Annotated in this window: 16 protein-coding genes; 6 read left to right on the top strand and 10 right to left on the bottom strand. The window is 35.5% G+C overall.

The genetic code is table 11. The features are described 5' to 3' along the window. Window positions 1-145 precede the first annotated feature (145 nt). Complete coding sequence (locus M0051_RS13075; RefSeq protein ID WP_306741959.1) at window positions 146-1,699, bottom strand: S41 family peptidase; 1,554 nt, start codon at window positions 1,697-1,699, stop codon at window positions 146-148. Between the two features lie 1,051 nt (window positions 1,700-2,750). Between M0051_RS13075 and M0051_RS13080 the strand changes: the two genes are divergently transcribed. After that, the gene (locus M0051_RS13080) at window positions 2,751-3,485 is read left to right on the top strand and encodes a DUF6261 family protein (protein WP_306741960.1); all 735 of its coding nucleotides are present in this window, start codon (window positions 2,751-2,753) and stop codon (window positions 3,483-3,485) included. Window positions 3,486-3,487: 2 nt separating this feature from the next. Here M0051_RS13080 and M0051_RS13085 read toward each other — a convergent pair whose 3' ends face one another. The 3 genes from M0051_RS13085 to M0051_RS13095 all read right to left on the bottom strand — a co-directional run bounded on the left by M0051_RS13085 (window position 3,488) and on the right by M0051_RS13095 (window position 6,636). Continuing rightward, complete coding sequence (locus M0051_RS13085) at window positions 3,488-4,300, bottom strand: DUF3108 domain-containing protein (RefSeq protein ID WP_306741961.1); 813 nt, start codon at window positions 4,298-4,300, stop codon at window positions 3,488-3,490. An 89-nt stretch (window positions 4,301-4,389) separates the two neighbouring features. Further along, window positions 4,390-4,701 (bottom strand): MTH1187 family thiamine-binding protein, encoded by a 312-nt coding sequence (locus M0051_RS13090; RefSeq protein WP_306741962.1) that lies wholly within the window; start codon window positions 4,699-4,701, stop codon window positions 4,390-4,392. Between the two features lie 66 nt (window positions 4,702-4,767). Continuing rightward, entirely contained in the window at window positions 4,768-6,636 is a 1,869-nt protein-coding gene (locus tag M0051_RS13095; protein ID WP_306741963.1) for an Ig-like domain-containing domain, read from the bottom strand. A gap of 76 nt (window positions 6,637-6,712) precedes the next feature. On the opposite strand from M0051_RS13095, the gene M0051_RS13100 reads away from it, so the two are divergent. The 4 genes from M0051_RS13100 to M0051_RS13115 all read left to right on the top strand — a co-directional run bounded on the left by M0051_RS13100 (window position 6,713) and on the right by M0051_RS13115 (window position 12,223). Further along, window positions 6,713-8,017: a hypothetical protein gene (locus M0051_RS13100; RefSeq protein ID WP_306741964.1), complete on the top strand. Its 1,305-nt coding sequence runs from the start codon at window positions 6,713-6,715 to the stop codon at window positions 8,015-8,017. Window positions 8,018-8,142: 125 nt separating this feature from the next. After that, entirely contained in the window at window positions 8,143-8,502 is a 360-nt protein-coding gene (locus M0051_RS13105) for a hypothetical protein (RefSeq protein ID WP_306741965.1), read from the top strand. Window positions 8,503-8,649: 147 nt separating this feature from the next. After that, window positions 8,650-11,097 (top strand): TonB-dependent receptor, encoded by a 2,448-nt coding sequence (locus M0051_RS13110; RefSeq protein ID WP_306741966.1) that lies wholly within the window; start codon window positions 8,650-8,652, stop codon window positions 11,095-11,097. A 250-nt stretch (window positions 11,098-11,347) separates the two neighbouring features. After that, window positions 11,348-12,223, top strand: coding sequence for a hypothetical protein (locus M0051_RS13115; protein ID WP_306741967.1), 876 nt, complete (start codon window positions 11,348-11,350; stop codon window positions 12,221-12,223). Between the two features lie 85 nt (window positions 12,224-12,308). On the opposite strand, the gene M0051_RS13120 is transcribed toward M0051_RS13115, so the two are convergent. Further along, window positions 12,309-12,767: a hypothetical protein gene (locus tag M0051_RS13120; protein WP_306741968.1), complete on the bottom strand. Its 459-nt coding sequence runs from the start codon at window positions 12,765-12,767 to the stop codon at window positions 12,309-12,311. Between the two features lie 22 nt (window positions 12,768-12,789). Then, entirely contained in the window at window positions 12,790-13,686 is an 897-nt protein-coding gene (locus M0051_RS13125) for a hypothetical protein (RefSeq protein WP_306741969.1), read from the bottom strand. Window positions 13,687-13,855: 169 nt separating this feature from the next. Here M0051_RS13125 and M0051_RS13130 point away from each other — a divergent pair, with 169 nt between their 5' ends. Then, window positions 13,856-15,145, top strand: a complete 1,290-nt coding sequence (locus tag M0051_RS13130; protein ID WP_306741970.1) for a glycosyltransferase family 4 protein — start codon at window positions 13,856-13,858, stop codon at window positions 15,143-15,145. On the opposite strand, the gene M0051_RS13135 is transcribed toward M0051_RS13130, so the two are convergent. From M0051_RS13135 to M0051_RS13150, 4 genes are all read right to left on the bottom strand, one after another. Further along, complete coding sequence (locus tag M0051_RS13135) at window positions 15,142-15,936, bottom strand: hypothetical protein (protein WP_306741971.1); 795 nt, start codon at window positions 15,934-15,936, stop codon at window positions 15,142-15,144. The genes M0051_RS13130 and M0051_RS13135 overlap by 4 nt on opposite strands. Next, window positions 15,933-16,766, bottom strand: coding sequence for a DUF4296 domain-containing protein (locus M0051_RS13140; RefSeq protein WP_306741972.1), 834 nt, complete (start codon window positions 16,764-16,766; stop codon window positions 15,933-15,935). The genes M0051_RS13135 and M0051_RS13140 overlap by 4 nt, the downstream gene beginning before the upstream one ends. 67 nt (window positions 16,767-16,833) lie before the next feature. Continuing rightward, window positions 16,834-17,586, bottom strand: coding sequence for an ABC transporter ATP-binding protein (locus tag M0051_RS13145; protein WP_306741973.1), 753 nt, complete (start codon window positions 17,584-17,586; stop codon window positions 16,834-16,836). Next, a complete protein-coding gene (locus M0051_RS13150) occupies window positions 17,583-18,323 on the bottom strand; it encodes an ABC transporter permease (RefSeq protein ID WP_306741974.1) in 741 nt (246 codons plus the stop codon). The genes M0051_RS13145 and M0051_RS13150 overlap by 4 nt, the downstream gene beginning before the upstream one ends. Between the last annotated feature and the right edge of the window lie 92 nt (window positions 18,324-18,415).

An 18,415-nucleotide genomic window follows, 5' to 3' on the forward strand; every position in this document is an offset into this window, starting at 1 on the left:
TACAATTACCCTTAATCGCTTGAAGAAGCGTGGTTATGAATCGATGCTTGACATTTACAAAAGAAAATCCCCACAACTTAATGAACCGCTGTATATGAGACCCTTACGTACAGTGGTGTGAGAGGTTCTCCGCTAGGTTAATCACCTAGCGGCTGCCTACTCGATTGCCAGCTGGCATTTTTTTTATCTTATTTACATATTCCTTTACTATTTTTATTTCTTTGTCTACTTTTCCAATATACTCTTTAAATGAATAGTCTACTTTAATATCTGGCTGTACTCCTGCTACAGTATCTGCTAAATCCATAACACCGTAGGTCATCGGCATATAATATCTTATTCCTGAATTTTTAAGTTCCAAATCAACCCATATGTTTCCTCCGAATGACATGGAATTTTTGGTTTCGCTACCGATTAAAGTACCCAATTCATTCTTTTTGAATATGGCAGCAATATCCTGTGCTGCCGACGCAGTTCCATGATTAATAAGCATTATGGCATGACCTTTAAATCGATAATTTGTATTATGAGCTTCAAAATAGGATGGACCTGAATTTCTGATCTCACCATTACTCATGCTTAGTTTGTCCTCAATATAGTTGCCATATTGATGAAGCTTGTGAATAGGCAGATTCCATAAAACCGAAGGAACTTTCATATTGTAAAAGCTTCTATTCTTTTTTTGCAGGATTTGCAATCGTGCAACATCACTCATTTTCCAGATGTAATTCTCATAGGTTTTAATTCTCTTATCAGTAAGATAAGCTAAAATGTAGCGACCATATTCTTCACTTCCACCTGCATTGTCTCTTACATCGATTATTATAAAATCTTCTTCATGGTGTTTTTCAAAGAATAGATCGATTTCCTTTTTGAATTCATTCAGATCAATATTAGAAAAGTCATTTAAGTCAATTACAGGAACAGAATTATCACTCATAGCCAGGTTAGAAAATTGATACTTGGACTCAGATTTTCTTTTTCTGCGAAAACTAGCTTTATGATCGATTAATTTAGCGGTTATGATTGTGTCTTTGCCCTGCGATTTTACCTCCAATTGAACTGCATCTTTGATATTGTAATAATAGTTGAGATAAAACGAGAAGTTCCTGGCAATTTTATTGTTTTTAGTATGCTCCAATGCCGTGCTCTCAAAACTCGATAAAGAAGCTAAAATCTTATTTGTTTTAATTCCGTTGATAGATGTAATCTCTGTTCCGACAGGTAATTGTTGGCTAGTAGAATCGCTTCCTACCACATAAATATTCTGATTTAAAATTCTTATGCCGTATGGGAAATATCTGATATCCCTATTTTGTGACATGAAAATAATAGTATGGGTGTCTTTTGTCTGTGCCGCCAAAGATCGTAGTAGAAAATATAAAACGACCTTTCTTACACTATCATTGGGATGATTCCTGACAATATTGCTCAGTGAATCTTTGACTCTTTTGAATTCCAATTTGGAAACATAACGATACGGTTTAGGATGCGCTGTTGCAATAGCGTGGTAATAATCATTTAAATCTTCTAATGCTTTTTCTTTGCTAATTGTTGCATTGGGGTCAATCTCATTAAATCTATACGAACTCTCTGAAGGGTCTGTCGTTATTGACCAAGAAACGAAATAAAAGATTATTAAAACTACTAAAAGTATCCCAATTTTTTTAAAGAAACTTCCAATCCATTTTATAATCATAGTTTAAAATTTTTATATGCAATTCTCTAAGTGCTTGCTGGCAACGTATGTATAAGGTGCAATGCACTTTATATCTCTTATCTGTTGCTTTTTGTAAGTTGTTTAAAATCTTTTGTTTGTGTGCTAATATTGATGAAAAATACATTCTGATTTTTGCAAGAGTGTAAACTCTTCATCAATTTTTGCCAGCGATTATAAATTTAATTAGAAATCACCAAAGATATTGGCAGGTAAGCTAATTAATTATCAATAAAAATAAGAAAGTTAGCTTTCTCGCAAGCTTGTTTACCTCCTTCGTGATGTTGAGCAAGGCCCCTGCATGCTTGTTTACCCTTTGGGTGATGTTGAGCAAAGCTCCTGCAAGTATGTTTACCCTCTCGGCGATGGTGAGTAGGTGTCTCGCAAGTTTGCAAGCCCCTTGCCTAACAACAAGTATAGCCCCTGCACATTTGTTTAGCCTGGCCCAGTTAGTATGAAGTATGCACGCACAAGTGCAGGAGGGCTACTTGGAATCGCCAAAGGGGTAAACTTCTTTTTAATACTGCCTGCCTGCAATTGCGAAATGGGCTCATGGCAATTGTAGCTGCCTTAGCCAATAGTGCCGAGAGGGTAAACAAGAGTTTAAAGCATATTACTTTATGGCTGTAAAGGGGTAAACCAATATGCAGGGGGCTTGCATGCTCGTAAGAAAGGGGTAAACAGTTCAAGTAAATGCTTCCCTTGATAGTATGGAGAAGCATAGCACGTTATTTTTATCATTATGTAATCGTGTTTTTCTTGCTCTTGTAAGGTTTTAAATACGTACATATATGTTAGGAATAACTTCTTAGGAAGTCAATAAAAGAGTCAAGATTTTTTTATTTTTAAAAACAATACAATATATATAAATATCATGTGTTATGTAGGTAGAGGTTAGATAAGTTGCTAATAAATAGATGTTAAAATTTAGACGGCGCTATTAATAATAAACAAAATAAATTTGTTCGTGCTGATTTGATTTTATAAATTAGATATGAATAATTCTAAATTTTACTAACTAAAATTACCTGAAATGATTAAAATTCCTATGTTTTACCGCATGCGAATTGCGGAGTACCTAACCTATTCAAACCGTATTTTTAAGTTAATATCTGAATCGGTAAGCGAAAGCATCACTTTTGAGCCTTTTAAAAGCAGAATTAAGAATGGGATTGAAAAATTGGAGAAGGCAACCGAAAAAGTAAACACCCAGTTGCTAACCATAAATGTAGCAGAACGTGATGCCAGAAGAGACCAGGCATTTGCAGCTTTGGAGTATTTTGCCATGGCATGTTCGAAAAGGTTGGATGCTGAAATCAGCGAATCTGGAAAGATCATTTTAAATGAAATTGATAGTTTGGGTTCGGGCATTGTTCGCAAGCCAATGCTGGAAGAATCTGCCATAATTAATGGTATGATTGAAAAAATGAAAACCGTAACCAAACTTGCCAATGCACTGCAAAAGATGAATGGTGCAGACTGGTTGGATGAGCTGGAAAGCGCACAGACAGATTTCGAAGCTTCTGTTGCAAAAAGGGATGAGGCCAAAACGGAAAGAAATGATGATGATAGTGTTGTGGCTTGCAAACAAATTAAAAAGGAGTTTGAAGCATTCTACAAATATCTCGACGTGATGTGTGATATCGAAACGGATGCTGCATATTCCAATTTGGCAAAAGAGATCAATATTGTAACTGAAGAAACCAATAATATTATTGCACAAAGAGTTGGTCGCTCGACCACCGATGAGGAAGTTGTGGTGGAATAAACCTACTCCTCAATATCTAATTTGCCATTGCGCTTTTTGAAAAAGGAATTCTTGGAGTTTCTCAATCCCTCGTAGGAATCCAGAATTCCTTTTACACTTCCTACCAAAACCTTGGCTTCAACCTGTATAGGAATGCGGTTGTCGTCGTTGCTCAGCCAAACGGTCATGTCTTCTCCTCCTTTAAACATGGTTCCCTTCACCAATAGTGGCGAAAACTTAAGACATTCGAACTTTTCGCCCGATTTGGTTTTAATAACCTCCACTCCTTTGTAGCGAATGTATAACGAATGAATTTCGTTATCAACCAGCATGGATAATGGAATTTTATCGCCCTTCTTATATTGGCTAAAATCCAGGTTTCGCACATAGTAGGCCACCGATAGAATATCGAAGGTACATGGCTTGTTGGCCAGAGTATCTATTTTTACCGGCTTTTCACGCTTCTGAATTTTTGAAAGTATGGTACTGTCGGAGTAGTTGAACCAATATTCATGATGGGCATGGTACTTTGCCTCATGGGTTCGTCTATCGAAATACAATGGAGTTAGGTTCTCAACTTCGGTATAGGCCGTAAGCGTATCGCGCAAGTGGAAAAACCAATCGAAGGCCTTTAGGTTTTTACCTGTACCGTAAAATTTGTAGGCATCCTTTTCCTTGTATTTGCTTTTTTCAACACTAAGGTTTACCTCGCCGGCAGCAACCCATATAAATCCCCAGTTGTAATAACCACGATAGCTTAACTTCTCGCCAGCCTCGAATGCAAAATTCTTTTCGAGACATTGTGCCGAAGTATTGTTGCCAAAAAATACAGGCAACAGCAATACAAATATGAGAACATATTGCAGTCTTGGGGGGGATATCAGCTTTATCAACAATACTTTATCCTTATTACTTTAACCTCGCATTACCTACTAACCTTACCAATCTTCTCCTCAATGGCTTCAACCTTCGTTTTTAGGCGATTGTCTTTGCCTTTTTGACTGTCGATATTCATGGTACAGTATATGCGATTCGAGTTTTCGGCCAAAATATCGTGCGATTTGTTCACCACTTCTAAAGCCTGAGCCATGGTATCGGTTTCCAGTAAAGTTCCCATGGCAGTAAGTTGGTAGTTGTAACCGCTTTCGCGGATCAGGTCGATTACCTTGCTAACCTCCGAACTAACACTGTCGCCCTTATCGGTTGGGAATATTGCAAATTCAACTAAAACTGACATCTTATATTGTTTATGTGAGAAATTAATGATTGATACAATGCCGATCTATTCCTTAAAAAATCGGTATTATTTTTTACGTTTGTTCTTCTTGGCTTTTTTGTCGATTGCCTTTTTCATCTCTTCTGCCTCATGATCGTGGTCGTGCTCGTGATCATGAGTTTGGAATATCACCTCCTTGCTTTCAGGAATCATGATTCTGTCTTCAACTTCCCAATTCGATCGTACTTTTAATTCTTTATAGAAATAGTATACCTGTTCTGGCTGTACTTTTTCTTTGTAGTTACCAGTATCCCAAACACCGTTGTTGTTACGATCTTCAATTATTTTAATGATGTAAGTTTTTGGCTCCAGGTAATTGAAAATTATGGTTTGATCGGATTTTATTTTCTTGGTTTGAACTAACTTCTCACTCTTTCCACTTTCAAGCAACTGAACCAAAGTAGGCATTTTTACACCCGATACATTCATGAACAGCTTGCCGTAATGTTCCAGATCACGAGTGGTAATTTTTCCTTCGAACGAGTCGCTGTAAACACCGTAAATGTTTTGGAATGCCGTTGAGTCGATGTCGATTTTATATTTGGTTTCAGGCTGCCAGTCAACAATGAAATTGTACTGCAACAGGTTTTTTGGATCTTTCTCGATTTTAAAATCAGCAGGAATTTCCAAGGTATCTTTCAACTGGTAAAAATGAATGCTGTCGTAATTGATTTTAGCCAAAGGTTCATCGAAACGCATTGCGATGTTTTTGTGCAAATCTTGCGACGAACTGGTTTTAAAGCTAAACTTGTATGTTGGCTTTTTAATTTTTACTTGCTTCTGTTTCTTCTTCGATTGTTTTGCCTTCTTCTTGTCTTTAAAGTTCAGCTTTACGGTATCTTGAAATAAGCTAAGTTGATTGGTAGAGTCGGTTTTTAGGTATTGCAATGCTGCCAATAAAGTATCGCGTTTGTATATGGTCGAATCGGTAATCCAGAAAGAAAGCGTGTCTTTTGTTGGATTGATTTCAGCCAAAAACCAATCTGGATTCTCTTCAAATCCTATAAAATCAATTTTTAAACTATCAGTTCTTTTGGCATTGAATTCAAATTCTAGTTTCTCTCTTCTTGGTCGTTTATATCCGGTAAGGTATTGCAATGGATTTTCTTCGTCGAACATTCTGATGTGAATGTTGTTTGGCTCCAAAGCGGTTGCTTTGCTTACCACCACAGAATCGCCACCAATTGAATCCAATTGCTCAAAACGATGAGCAGAAGGAACGATCAATTCATCGAAAAAGCCAATCATCTCGCCCGGACCATTGTACAAATAGTCTTTGTTGCCATCAACAATGGCAAATAGTTTGTAAGTTCCTTCGCGTAGGTTATTCAATTGAAAATATCCTGCCGAGTCGGTTAGTGCAATGTAATCGGGAATGGTGGTTAAAGGTACCGAATCGTGAGTATTCAGGTATGCCATTACCATCGATTTTTCAACCGGCAATTCATCAAAGGCATTGTCAATTTTCCCTTTAATACTTAAAGAGTCGATTGTTTCGCCTGTTGAAAATACAAATTGGTAGTCACCCAGAGGATTTCCTTCGTTGTTGTCCACAATACCATCGCCAAAATCAAGAGTATAAGTGGTATTTTCTTTTAATTCCTCTTCTAGTTTTACATATATCGATCTTCCTTTTAACTTGACGATCGGATTTTTCTTAAAAGGAGGTGAAACCACAAACTTTTCATTAATATTTTCAAGTCTGACAAATTCATCGAAGAAAATCTCTACTTTTCCGCCTTTAAAATTTAGAGCGTAATTTTCAGGTTTAGTTTCCGTAACCTTTGGAGGGGTCTTATCTTCAGGTCCACCGGTTGGGTAACCCTGATTAGCACAAGAATATATAAATAACGAAACTGATAATCCCAGAAGGATATTTAAAGCTATCTTTTTCAAATTAATTGGTTTTGATAATTGAAATTCGTAACAAAATTACAAAGTTTAAGTACAAAAATAAGTTAATAAAAGTAAAATGGTTGATTCATCTTCATTTTCGATAGAAAACAGGCAAAAATTTTTAGAGGAAGCTACAGGCAATAAGTATGATTTTGTATTTACAAGCTGTGGTTTCAAAGAGGCTTTGTTCTGCTTAATTGCTTCGGGCTTGGGCTTTCGTTGTGCTTTATTTTGTGAGTTCGACTTTGAAAATGTGCTACACACCGTGGTAGATAACAAAGATGCAGGCAGAAAATCCGTTATCAGTTTGCGCGAGCGTTTTCCTCATTTGATTCTTCCGGATGAATACCTTCATGTGCAGAAAGAGAAGAAACGTTTTGCAGGGTTATTTTCCAATGCCATAAAAGAAAAGGATTTACCTCGATATGAATCAAGCCTGCAATTAAGCTCAGGTGCTTTTGTTTGCTTGGAAAGTGAATTCAAAATAAATGCCAATCGATTGTTGATATCGATTATTAAATCGGCAGTTGAGAATGGGGTGTGTATTCTAAATCATGTGGTTTGCAAGACAGGAAGCGAAGGGGAATTAATTGTTTCGGATCGATTGAATTTGATTGAGGATTCTTATTCGATTCAATACGACAAACTGGTGCAGTTTTCTAATCCAGATAATGAGCAAAGAACCGAACTGCACATTTACTTGAATAAGAAAGGTCTGTTTTTAAAGCGAAGTTTAAAGTTTCATGTCGAAGATAAATTGGTTCGATTGATCAGATATCAGGATCATTTCTTGTTGATCTGCGAAAGTGATAATATGAATCTTGATTTTGTAACGAAAGTATTGGATGAATTGAGTTCGATGTTTGTACACGAAATTGCTTTTAGCGAAGATGATATTATTTCTTCTCAGATTGTTTCGGTTGATGGCAAAGCCAATTTAAAAGAGCAGCTTTCAGCATTAGAGAAGTATTGCAAGCAGTATCTGAATGTTTCAGGATCAGAATTTGTAGAGCGATTGCACAAGTTTTCCATTGTCGATTCACACTTCGAAGGCCGAAAAGAGATACAGGAGTTGATAGAATTTGCCGACTTTAAATACGATGAGGCGAAACAAACAGGCATTGATCCCATTTCTTTTAAAAATGTTTTTTACCGATTTGGTTCAGAATCGGAACAATTAACCGAACTGGCTTATGAGTGGCGAGCAAAATATGGTCCTGGTGAAAAGCTGTGGCAAAATGTACAGTTATGGTACTTGTACAAGCATGAAATGATTTGTAGAATGGATGATTATTATGCTCGAATAAATTCTATAGATAAGACAAATCCATCGAATTTATCTATCGATGAAGAGGTTATGAATAAGTGTCTTTTCGTATAATCACTCAAAAGTGTTGTAAAACATACTGTTTATAAAATATACCAACTATTAGGTATTGTTTGCTGAACATAGGTGGTCTATTTTTGTTGCGTTATTAATATAATGCACTAGAATAGAACGTGAATTTGTTTGAGAAATACAAGAAGGCAATTGTCTGCATCCTTTTACCAGCCATGTTGATGCTGGCAGGAAATGCTGTATTCAACTGGCACGTTCATAAAAATGATCAGGGACAATTAATTGTTCACGCTCACCCTTTTCACAATTCAGGAAATACCCAGGGAGCGAATGGTCATTCACATTCCGCTCAGGATTGTTTTTCGATTAATCAACTAACAAGTTTCCTATTTATACTGGCTGCGGTTATTATTGTAGCTCTGCAACTTGGTAAATTGGTTGATGTATCGAAAGTCTATCATTACCATGTAAAGAAAAATTTACTTGCTACCCTTTTACCCAATCGGGCTCCTCCTGTATTGGCATAGTAATTCATTGCTGTATTCAAAGGCTTGAGTACAGAACCCTATTATTTATTGGTGTAAGATTGATGATGCGGTGCTTTTATGGCTCTGTAGAACATTTTGCACACGTCAATTCTGACAAACATTTACATAAACTATAAATACTAAGAAATGAGAATTTTAACTCATCTACTTGTCGGCATGTGCATGCTGATTGGTTTCTCGTTTTCTGCAAATGCAGAAAAACTTACCGCTAGCATTAAAGGAAAAGTTATTGATGTTAACAGCAAAGAACCTATTCCTTACGCTACGGTTGCACTTGAAGGTTCTTCCGTTGGTGCCGTAACCAATTTCGAAGGAGAATTTGTAATTGAAGATGTTCCTATGGGTCATTACCATGTGGTAGCAAGTTGTGTAGGATATCAAATCAAAACAAAAGAGTGCAACTTGAAAGAAGGCAAGGGAATATCTCTTGAATTTTCTATAGCAGAAGACTTTATTGGTTTAGAGCAGGTTGTTGTAACTGCCGATAGAAATAATATACAACGTAAGGATGCGCCGGTTGTGGTAAATTCTATTTCAACAAAATTATTGGAGCAAACATCAGCAGCTAACCTGGCTGATGGTTTGGTATTTTCACCAGGTTTGCGTGTTGAAAATGACTGTAATAATTGTGGATTCTCCCAGGTTAGAATGAATGGTTTGGAAGGACCTTACACTCAAATCTTGATTAATAGTCGTCCAATTTTTAGTGGTTTGGCTGCAGTATACGGATTAGAACACATTCCTTCAAATATGATACAGCGTGTGGAAGTTGTGCGTGGTGGAGGATCTGCTCTTTTTGGTGGAAATGCCATTGCAGGTACCATTAATATCATCACAAAAGATCCTGTTAGTAACTCGTTTAAAGCGGGTTTTAAATATGGTGCTGTAGGAGTTGGTGCCGATGGAGCGGGAAGTGTAGCAAATGATTTTACTGCTGACTTTAATGCTTCGGTTGTTTCAGAGGATAACAAGAGTGGAATCTTTATTTTCGGTATGAACCGCCAACGTGACGATTGGGATGCCAATGAAGATGGATATTCTGATTTGGTGAAGATCGAAAATTTAAGTGCAGGTTTAAGAGCTTATCACAGATTTAGTGAATTAAGCAAACTTACGCTTGAATACCATATTGTTGATGAATTTCGTAGAGGAGGAGATCAGCTGAACATTCCTGCACATCAGGCTTTGGTTGCAGAGCAGGTGAAACACAGAATTAATTCAGGGGGAGTTGTTTGGGATCAGTTCTTTAATCAAGATCGCCATACCAAACTATCTGTTTATGCATCTGCCCAGCATATCGACAGAGATAGTTATTATGGTGCTGCTACCTTGGAAGATGATAATGGAAATCCATTGGATGTACCAATTCCGGACTTTAGCTCATATGGTAAAACTGATGATTTGGCGGTTTCTTTAGGAGCCCAGCTTCACACAAAAGTGGCTAATCTATTGCTTTCTCCAGCTGATTTAACTTTTGGTGTTGAGAATGTATACAACCAATTGAAAGATGATAAGTTGGGCTATTACGATATTGAAACTTCGAAATTTGTTCCAACTACCAATATTGCTGATCAAAAATCGAATACCATTGGTGCATTTGCTCAAAGTAAATGGGATTTAGGATTTATGAATTTCCTTTTGGGAGTTAGAATGGATTCGTACAGCATTACCAATGACGAGAATGGAAGTGATGATTCGAATGTTGTAATTAGCCCACGTGCCAATGTATTGTTCAAATTATCAGAGCCAACTCAACTTCGTTTTAGCTATGCAAGAGGATTTAGAGCTCCTCAAATTTTTAACGAAGATTTACATATCGAAGCCTCTGGTGCACGACGAATCATTCACGAGAATGATCCTAACCTGAAAGAGGAAACATCGAACAGTTTTACAGCTTCTTTAGACTTTACCAAAACTTTTGGCAAAACTCAAACCTATTTCTTGGTAGAAGGATTCTATACAGATTTAAAAGATCCTTTTGTGAATGAGTTTAGCGATCCTGATGCAGATGGAAATGTTGTATCCTTAAGAAAAAATGCTGAAGGAGCTGTGGTAAAAGGAGCGAATATTGAATTGAAATTGGCTCCATCGTACAAGTTAGACTTCCAAATGGGAATGACACTTCAATCAAGCAAGTACGATGAGGTAATCGACCATGGTGACGATGATGATGCATCAAATAGTTCGAGTAAAAATATTTTAAGAACTCCAGAGCGTTACGGGTATTTTGCAATGAACTGGAAACCAATACACGAGTTTACAGCAACATTTAGCGGTTCGTATACAGGAGCTATGGATGTTCTTCACCTTGCAGGCGGATTAGATCCAAACGAAAAAGAAATTTCAACAGAAAGCATCGTAAAGTCTGATGATTTTATGGATATGGGAATCAATTTTGCCTACCATTTTGATTTGGGTAGAGAAGTAAAACTACAGTTCGATTTTGGTGTGAAGAACATTTTCAATTCGTTCCAGGATGATTTTGACAGAGGACCAAGTCGAGATGCAGGATACATTTACGGACCATTAAATCCAAGAACCATTTACCTGGGTGTGAAAATTGGCAACTTTTAGTAGAAAATTTCTACACACGATTATAGTAAAAACTGTGGGTTAGTTTTAACGGGACTGTTTCATTTTATGACAGTTCCGTTTTTTTGTGTTTCAATTTTTGACTTGGTACAATAATTGAATAAAGCTTTATTGTGTTATCATTATAAATCAGAAATTATGAACTGATAATATGTTGTATAGAACGATTTTTTAAAAAAGATAAGTAAATTTGCACGAAACATTAAAAAAAGATTGAATTACCACGGGAGATATGGAAAACGAGAAGAAAGATAAGATTTACAAAGGTGTATTAATAGGATTGGGAATAGTATTGGTTGTTATTGCAGTAATGTACTACTCGGAACACCGTGAAAACAAGAGATATATTGGAGAAATTACCGCAGAAAAATTAAGCTTGCAAAACGAACTTGAATTGCTTTCTGCTGACTATGATTCTTTGCAAACCAGCAACGATACTTTAAATGTTCAGTTAAAAATGGAACAAGAGAAAATCTCAGAGCTTTTGGAAAGAATGAGAGTATTTCGAAACAATTCGTATGCAGAAATTAACAAATACAAGCGTGAGTTAGGTACACTAAAAGAAGTTCTTAGGGATTACATTGTTCAAATCGATTCTTTGAATACTCGAAACCAATTATTAACTGCTGAAAACAAGAGAGTGAAAAAGCAAATTGATTGGGTAAAAGAGAGAAATCAAAAACTTGAGGAATCAACCGAGAATATGAAAGAAGTAATTAGTAAGGCTGCTGCTCTCGATGTTGCCGAACTAAATTGCTATCCAATCAATAGAAAGGGTAGAACGGTTAAAAAGATTTCTAAAACAGAAAAATTGAAAACTAGTTTTACTTTGCGTAAGAATATTACTGCCTCAACAGGGGCTAAAGAAATATTTGTTCGTTTAACTCGTCCTGATGAGGTGGTTCTTGGAAATCCTCAGAATCTGTTATTCGACTTTGAAAATACCAAGTTGGTGTACTCTGCCAAGCGTGAAATTGATTATGAAGGAGACGAGCTGGAAGTTTCAATTTTCTGGGACAATGATGGAAGTTTAATTGCCGGCGAATACAAAGTTGATGTATTTGCAGAAGGAAATCATATCGGAAACGCGAAGTTTTTACTGAAATAGAATATTTTGCCCTACAAGATAAAAAATAAGCTTGCCAATTTTGGCAAGCTTATTTTTTGCTCTAAATTTTTGTCAAGTGCCATTATTACTTAAATATGGTTCTCGAACCGAATGCTCTAAATCCAATTAGAATCGAAACACATCCACTTTCAACCTCCTCTTTGGTCATGTTTTCAGGAACCAATACACGTATGATAAAATCATCGGTACTTTCAACCATAAAGTCCCATATGTTGGTATGGTCTTCATCTGCATTATCGTAGAGTAGATTGTATTCCGTATCGAAGAATTGGAACTGTAATTTTCCCAATTGCTCTTCTCCTTTTACAAGTATTCTATATTCTTGATTCTTATAAAAAGTCAATTGCAGTTCAGCAGTTTCTCCTTGCGATAGTACTGCATTATTTAATTGCCCATTAAAAGTGTATGGATTCAATTGAGGAATACATTCCTTTTTTGTGTATTCATTGCATTGGGCCAAAGTGAATTCTGTTAAAGCCAAAATGCAAATAGAAAATATGGCGAATTTTATTAATATCTTCATAAGTAGTGAGTTTAAACAGAAATTATAATTCGGTAAGTTTGGCTCTTATTCGATTGTTAATTTCATGAATGCCTTTAATCGTTTCGTTCGAAGCGGTTAGTGTAACTTTATTTTGAATTATAGTTTTTCCATTTTTCGATTTTAAGCTAGATGGTGTTTTTTTCACTTGTTCAATTTCTTTGAACTTGGCATCTAGCTTTTTTAGATCAGGTAAAATCTCATTGATTTTTTTATCATTTCGATATTGATTTAGCAGACCAATTAAATTTTTAACAGAATGCTTTTGTTGTGCAATTAAACTTACCAACTCTTTTTGGGGTTTTTCTAAATTGATAATATTTGTGGCTAGATATAGGGTTTCTATCCATCCTCCAAAAATAATGAGTGCAGCAGTTCCACCACGCTGATTTTCTTTTAAATAACTATCTGATGTGGTAAATGTTTCCGATATGATATTTAATAAGGAATCCTGATTTTCAATATTTTCCTCTACCCGCTTGGCTGTAATTTTCTCCTGCTCTTCGGGAATGCCTAGTTCACGGGTAAACTTCTTAATAACTGCTAGATATCGGGCAGCATCCTGAAACTGGTTGTAGATTCTAATGTAACATAAATCAGCACCGTAAATTCCAACATTGATGGCCATATCAGCTTGTGATAAATAGTTGTCGGCATTGTTGACAGAGTTCATTAAATCTGGCTGATAGGGGAGGTTCATTTCCTTCATCAATTCTGTTACCTGCAATGGACTTGGAACATTATAGAAGAGGTTTTTTACCGGACCAAATTTTTGTGGCGGTACGAGATTATTTTCCAGTGTATTTTTTTTTGTACTGGTATTGTTGTTGCACGAAAAGCACAGCAATGTATTTGTGAAAATCAGTAAAAAACAGATTGCTCTGATCGTAATTCTTAACATAGTATGTGTGTTTACTCTAAGTTTTCTAATGGTAATAAACTTAAAGTTATACTTTTACTGTCAATAAGCAAGCAAAAAAATAATATATCGCACCTTCCGTGAAAAACATTTAACTTGTAGAAACAATTGAAAAATACTATCAAATAAAAAGTTACAAAAAGAAATAGACATGAGAATAGGAATACTAATAGGACGAATTGGAGGTGTAGATGGAGTTGCGTTGGAAACAGAAAAATGGATTAAAGTATTTCGAAAAATGGGACACGAAGTGTTCATATTGTCTGGACAATACGAGGAACGAAAATTTGATCCTCAGTTTGAAACATTGGTACCTGAAATGTCTTTTTTCTCTCCTGAAGGATTTTGGGGACAAAAAAAAGCATTTCATTTTCCTGATGATAACTTGCCTGAACTTTTGGAGCACATACATTTTTATGCCGATTTAATTGGAAACAAGATTATTGATTGGGCAAGAGAAAAGAAAATTGATGTTTTCGTTTCTGAAAATGCTTCAGCTTTGCCAGCACATCTGGAAATGGGCTTAGGAATTAAGAAAGCAATAGTTGAGCTCGGATTACCTACCATTACTCACGATCATGATTTTTTTTGGGAAAGAGGAGACAGATACCTTTCTCCATATGAAGAAATTAATCAAATTGTTGCCGATAATTTTCCATTGCGACTGCCAAATGTTTTTCATGCAGTAATTAATACTTACGGAAAAGATACATTACGAACAAGATTCGGCAGGGAATCTGTTGTTGTACCCAATGTTATGAATTTTGACTTGCCTTTTGGAGAGATTAATGAAACCAATATCAATTTAAAGAGGAATCTAGGTTTTAAGGAGAATGATTATATTCTTGCTCAGGTTACTAGAATTGTTCGTCGTAAAGGGATTGAAACAGCCATTAAGCTAATCCATATGCTCGATGATACAAATGCGAAACTGGTAATTACAGGCAGCCATTCTGATGATGAGGGAAATGTTTACTACAATGAATTGATTGAACAGATTCATGAGTTGAAATTGGAAGGACAAGTGATGTTTGCATCGCATATTATCAAGAACAATAGACGACAAATACAAGGAAGCAAATCTTATGCTCTTTCCGATGCCTATGCTCATGCTAAGGCAAGTACCTATTTCAGTACTTATGAAGGGTTTGGAAATGCATTTATTGAATCGGTATTGGGAAAATGTCCAATTTTCGTGAACAATTACAAACCGGTTTATTGGCCTGATATAGGAAGCAAGGGATTTAAAACAGTTATGCTTGAGGATAATGTTATTACCGATAAAGCATTAGCCGATATGAATGAAGTAATTCATAATGAAAAGCTAAATCAGGAAATAGGAGAGTTTAATTATCAGCTAGGGAAGAAATATTTCTCTTTTGATACTCTTGAAGAAAAATTGGTTGAAATTTTGGATAAAGCTGCTAGATTCTCTTCCTAAATCAATATTTTAAGTTCAGCTTGATTGGTTAGCTGATTGCTGCTAAAATCAATTCCTGAAATTAGATTTAATCCTGGTCTTTTGCCGATTTCTAAAGATCCAAAATCATTATCGATTCTTAAATTTTGTGCAGGATATAAACTTGCCCATTTTATCATTTCCCAAACAGATAGTTTAGGGAATTTTTGCTGAATCAGCTTCATTTCTTCAAAGATTGAAAGCCTTTGATGTGTGCCAAGCGATCCGGTTCCAATGCAAAATTGATTGTTCTTGCTGACTTCCATTTCACACTTGTCCATTATTAAGTGATTTAATAAAGTAATGGAATTGGTGCGTGTGTTTTCATTTCCTGCAAGTTGATAGAATAAATTCTCATCTGGAGTAACAAAATGAACTTTTGACTTCTCTTTCTTCGATAGTGAATCTTGATGAGGAAATAGATCAGCTGCAGCTTTTGTTCCAAAAGCTTCCAAATGGTTAATGCCTTTTTGTACAGAAGGTAAATCAGTTGGTAATGAATTTACTTTTGATTTAAGGTTGGCATGAAAATCTCCAGCAGTACACTCATTAAAATCTTGGGCTGTAAAATTGCTGTAAGATAGTAATGTAAAGGCATCAACAAATCCAGGAACTATGGTTCCACCATAAAATTCAAGATTTTCAATTTCCTTAAAGTTGTTCTTGGTGTCAATAATGTCAACAATTCGATTGGTATCATCAAGAACAATTATGCCTTTTTTTAATGGGCCTGAGTTGACTGGAAAAATATAATTTGCAGTGATTTTTCTCATCTTAAATCAGGAATAAATTCTCCTCGATCGATGTGTCGTTTTAATTCTCTTTCAATCTCAGTTGTATCAGGTTTCATTTCAGGATTATAAATTTTAATATTCTTAATCTCATATTCCTGAGTAAATATTTTAAGATCATTATCCCATTTAAATAGATCACCTACCAAATGTGTATAAGTAGTATCAGGATATTCTAACTGGATGCTGTAAGTTTTAAAAATGGAATCTTTTTCAATCTTAATTGGATCGAAAAGCACTTTTTGCGGACCATTAGTGGTATCCTTTTTCCAGAAATAGGCTTCCATTGTAGGATTTTCCGTTTGATCCTTTTGAAATATTCTGATATCGGCAGATACTGTATAAATACCCCTTTCTTTGATAGGAATTCTAAAACTAAAAGTTGGTTTACCTTGCTTTGGAACAATCCAGTGTTTTTTTCTTTTCCACAGGTTAACGGTATCCTGTTCAAGCTTTGCATTTTTTATATCAATACGATATTTGGTCTCTAATCGGTTTAGAGAGTCAATTACCTTATCGTAAATTTTTGTGAAGTTTGCAGTGTTTTCAGCATAGTATGCTACGCATGAATCAAATTCAGCAGGTTGTAAGTTATACTTTTCGTAGATGGAATTGTAGTAATAACTTGGTCGATAATTTTTACCAGCTCGGTAAATATTCTGTGCAGACATAGTACCATCTGCAATGTGAATATCGATTAGCATTTTTGTAAATTCTTCCTGATTTAGTTTAGGAGGATTCTTTTTTTCCTTAGAGCAAGAAAATAGAAAAACCGAAATGGTGGTTATGGTAATTATCAATACTTTATTCATCGAAAACTTGACTTGTTTGTTGGGCAAAGATAACAATTGCTTACGTAATCTTTGGATTTAAAAGCAATCAGGTTGATTTTTTAATATTTTTAAACAAATCGGAAGCAAATACAAAATCATTTAAGGCCTGATTTTCGGTATTGAATATTTGATCTTTGTTTCCTTCCCACGCCTTAAAACCCTTGTTAATAAACAGTATTTTCTCACCAATTTCCATAACTGAATTCATGTCGTGAGTATTAATTATAGTGGTTATATTAAACTCTTTGGTGATTTCTTGAATCAAATTGTCAATAACAATTGCTGTTACTGGATCTAAACCCGAATTTGGTTCATCACAGAACAAATACTTGGGATTTAAAGCGATTGCTCTTGCAATTGCAACACGTTTTTGCATTCCACCACTAATTTCAGCAGGAAAAAGGTGGTTGGCATTTTGAATGTTTACTCTATCCAAACAAAAGGCTACCCTTTTGTTCTTCTCTTTTTCAGACATGGTTGAAAACATGTCCAATGGAAAGCTCACATTCTCTTCTACATTTAAAGAATCGAACAATGCTCCGCCTTGAAAAACCATTCCCATTTCCTTTCGGATTTCTTTTTTTCCTTTGTGATTTAGCTCAGTAAAATTTCTGTCGTTGTAATAAATTGCACCATTATCTATATCATGCAAACCAATTATCGATTTAAGCAAAACGGTTTTACCTGATCCACTTTGGCCGATGATTAAATTGGTTTTACCTGATTCGAAGGTAATGGAGATATCGTTTAAGACTTTTAAATCGCCAAATGATTTATTTACGTTTTCCAGTCTGATCATTTTAAGAGTATTTGTGTAAGTATCACGTTAGCCAATAATATTAAGATGCTGCTGTTTACAACCGCTTTTGTGCTGGCTTTACCAACTTCGAGTGCTCCGCCTTTTACGTAATAACCATAGTATGATGGTACGGCTGTAATAATAAAGGCAAAAACAGCTGTTTTTATTAATGAGTAAGTGATATAATAGGGGATAAAACCATATTGAATACCATAAATGAATTCTGATACCGGTACCGTACCAGTTAAGTATCCTGCTGATAATCCACCCAATATTCCTACAAATACACTTAAAACATATAGGAATGGATTAATAAAAATGGCAGCTACTATTTTTGGAAGAATTAAGTGGTTAGCAGAGTTAATACCCATTATTTCCAAAGCGTCAATTTGCTCTGTAACTCTCATCGATCCAATTTCAGAAGCGATATTTGAACCAACTTTACCTGCAAGAATCAAACCTACAATAGTTGATGAAAACTCAAGGAGCATGGATTCTCTGGTCGTATAGCCTACCAAATAGTCTGGCAAAAGTGGATTAAGCATATTGTATGCTGTTTGCAGTGTAATAACGGCTCCCATGAACAGGGAAATAATTACTACAATGCCAATTGAATTGATTCCAAGCTTATGAATTTCCTTCACAATTTGTGAGAAAAATAATTTTCCCTTTTCTGGTTTTGAAAGGACCAAAAGAAGGAATCTAGAGAATTTACCAACGTGTTCAAACAGATTCATAACTTAACTTGTTTACGATAAAAGTACAAATAATTTACTTATAGAATCAGTTGAGCAGTTCTTGTTTAGTAATACCAAAACTATTTTTGATT

Source organism: Marinifilum sp. D714, assembly GCF_030851345.1.
Classification (GTDB): Bacteria; Bacteroidota; Bacteroidia; order Bacteroidales; family Marinifilaceae; genus Marinifilum.

Bases quoted from the DNA above. Each gene is read 5' to 3' on its own strand.
- M0051_RS13075 (WP_306741959.1), bottom strand. From the start codon at position 1,699: ATGATTATAAAATGGATTGGAAGTTTCTTTAAAAAAATTGGGATACTT.
- M0051_RS13080 (WP_306741960.1), top strand. From the start codon at position 2,751: ATGATTAAAATTCCTATGTTTTACCGCATGCGAATTGCGGAGTACCTA.
- M0051_RS13090 (WP_306741962.1), bottom strand. From the start codon at position 4,701: ATGTCAGTTTTAGTTGAATTTGCAATATTCCCAACCGATAAGGGCGAC.
- M0051_RS13100 (WP_306741964.1), top strand. From the start codon at position 6,713: ATGGTTGATTCATCTTCATTTTCGATAGAAAACAGGCAAAAATTTTTA.
- M0051_RS13110 (WP_306741966.1), top strand. From the start codon at position 8,650: ATGAGAATTTTAACTCATCTACTTGTCGGCATGTGCATGCTGATTGGT.
- M0051_RS13115 (WP_306741967.1), top strand. From the start codon at position 11,348: ATGGAAAACGAGAAGAAAGATAAGATTTACAAAGGTGTATTAATAGGA.
- M0051_RS13120 (WP_306741968.1), bottom strand. From the start codon at position 12,767: ATGAAGATATTAATAAAATTCGCCATATTTTCTATTTGCATTTTGGCT.
- M0051_RS13125 (WP_306741969.1), bottom strand. From the start codon at position 13,686: ATGTTAAGAATTACGATCAGAGCAATCTGTTTTTTACTGATTTTCACA.
- M0051_RS13130 (WP_306741970.1), top strand. From the start codon at position 13,856: ATGAGAATAGGAATACTAATAGGACGAATTGGAGGTGTAGATGGAGTT.
- M0051_RS13135 (WP_306741971.1), bottom strand. From the start codon at position 15,936: ATGAGAAAAATCACTGCAAATTATATTTTTCCAGTCAACTCAGGCCCA.
- M0051_RS13140 (WP_306741972.1), bottom strand. From the start codon at position 16,766: ATGAATAAAGTATTGATAATTACCATAACCACCATTTCGGTTTTTCTA.
- M0051_RS13145 (WP_306741973.1), bottom strand. From the start codon at position 17,586: ATGATCAGACTGGAAAACGTAAATAAATCATTTGGCGATTTAAAAGTC.
- M0051_RS13150 (WP_306741974.1), bottom strand. From the start codon at position 18,323: ATGAATCTGTTTGAACACGTTGGTAAATTCTCTAGATTCCTTCTTTTG.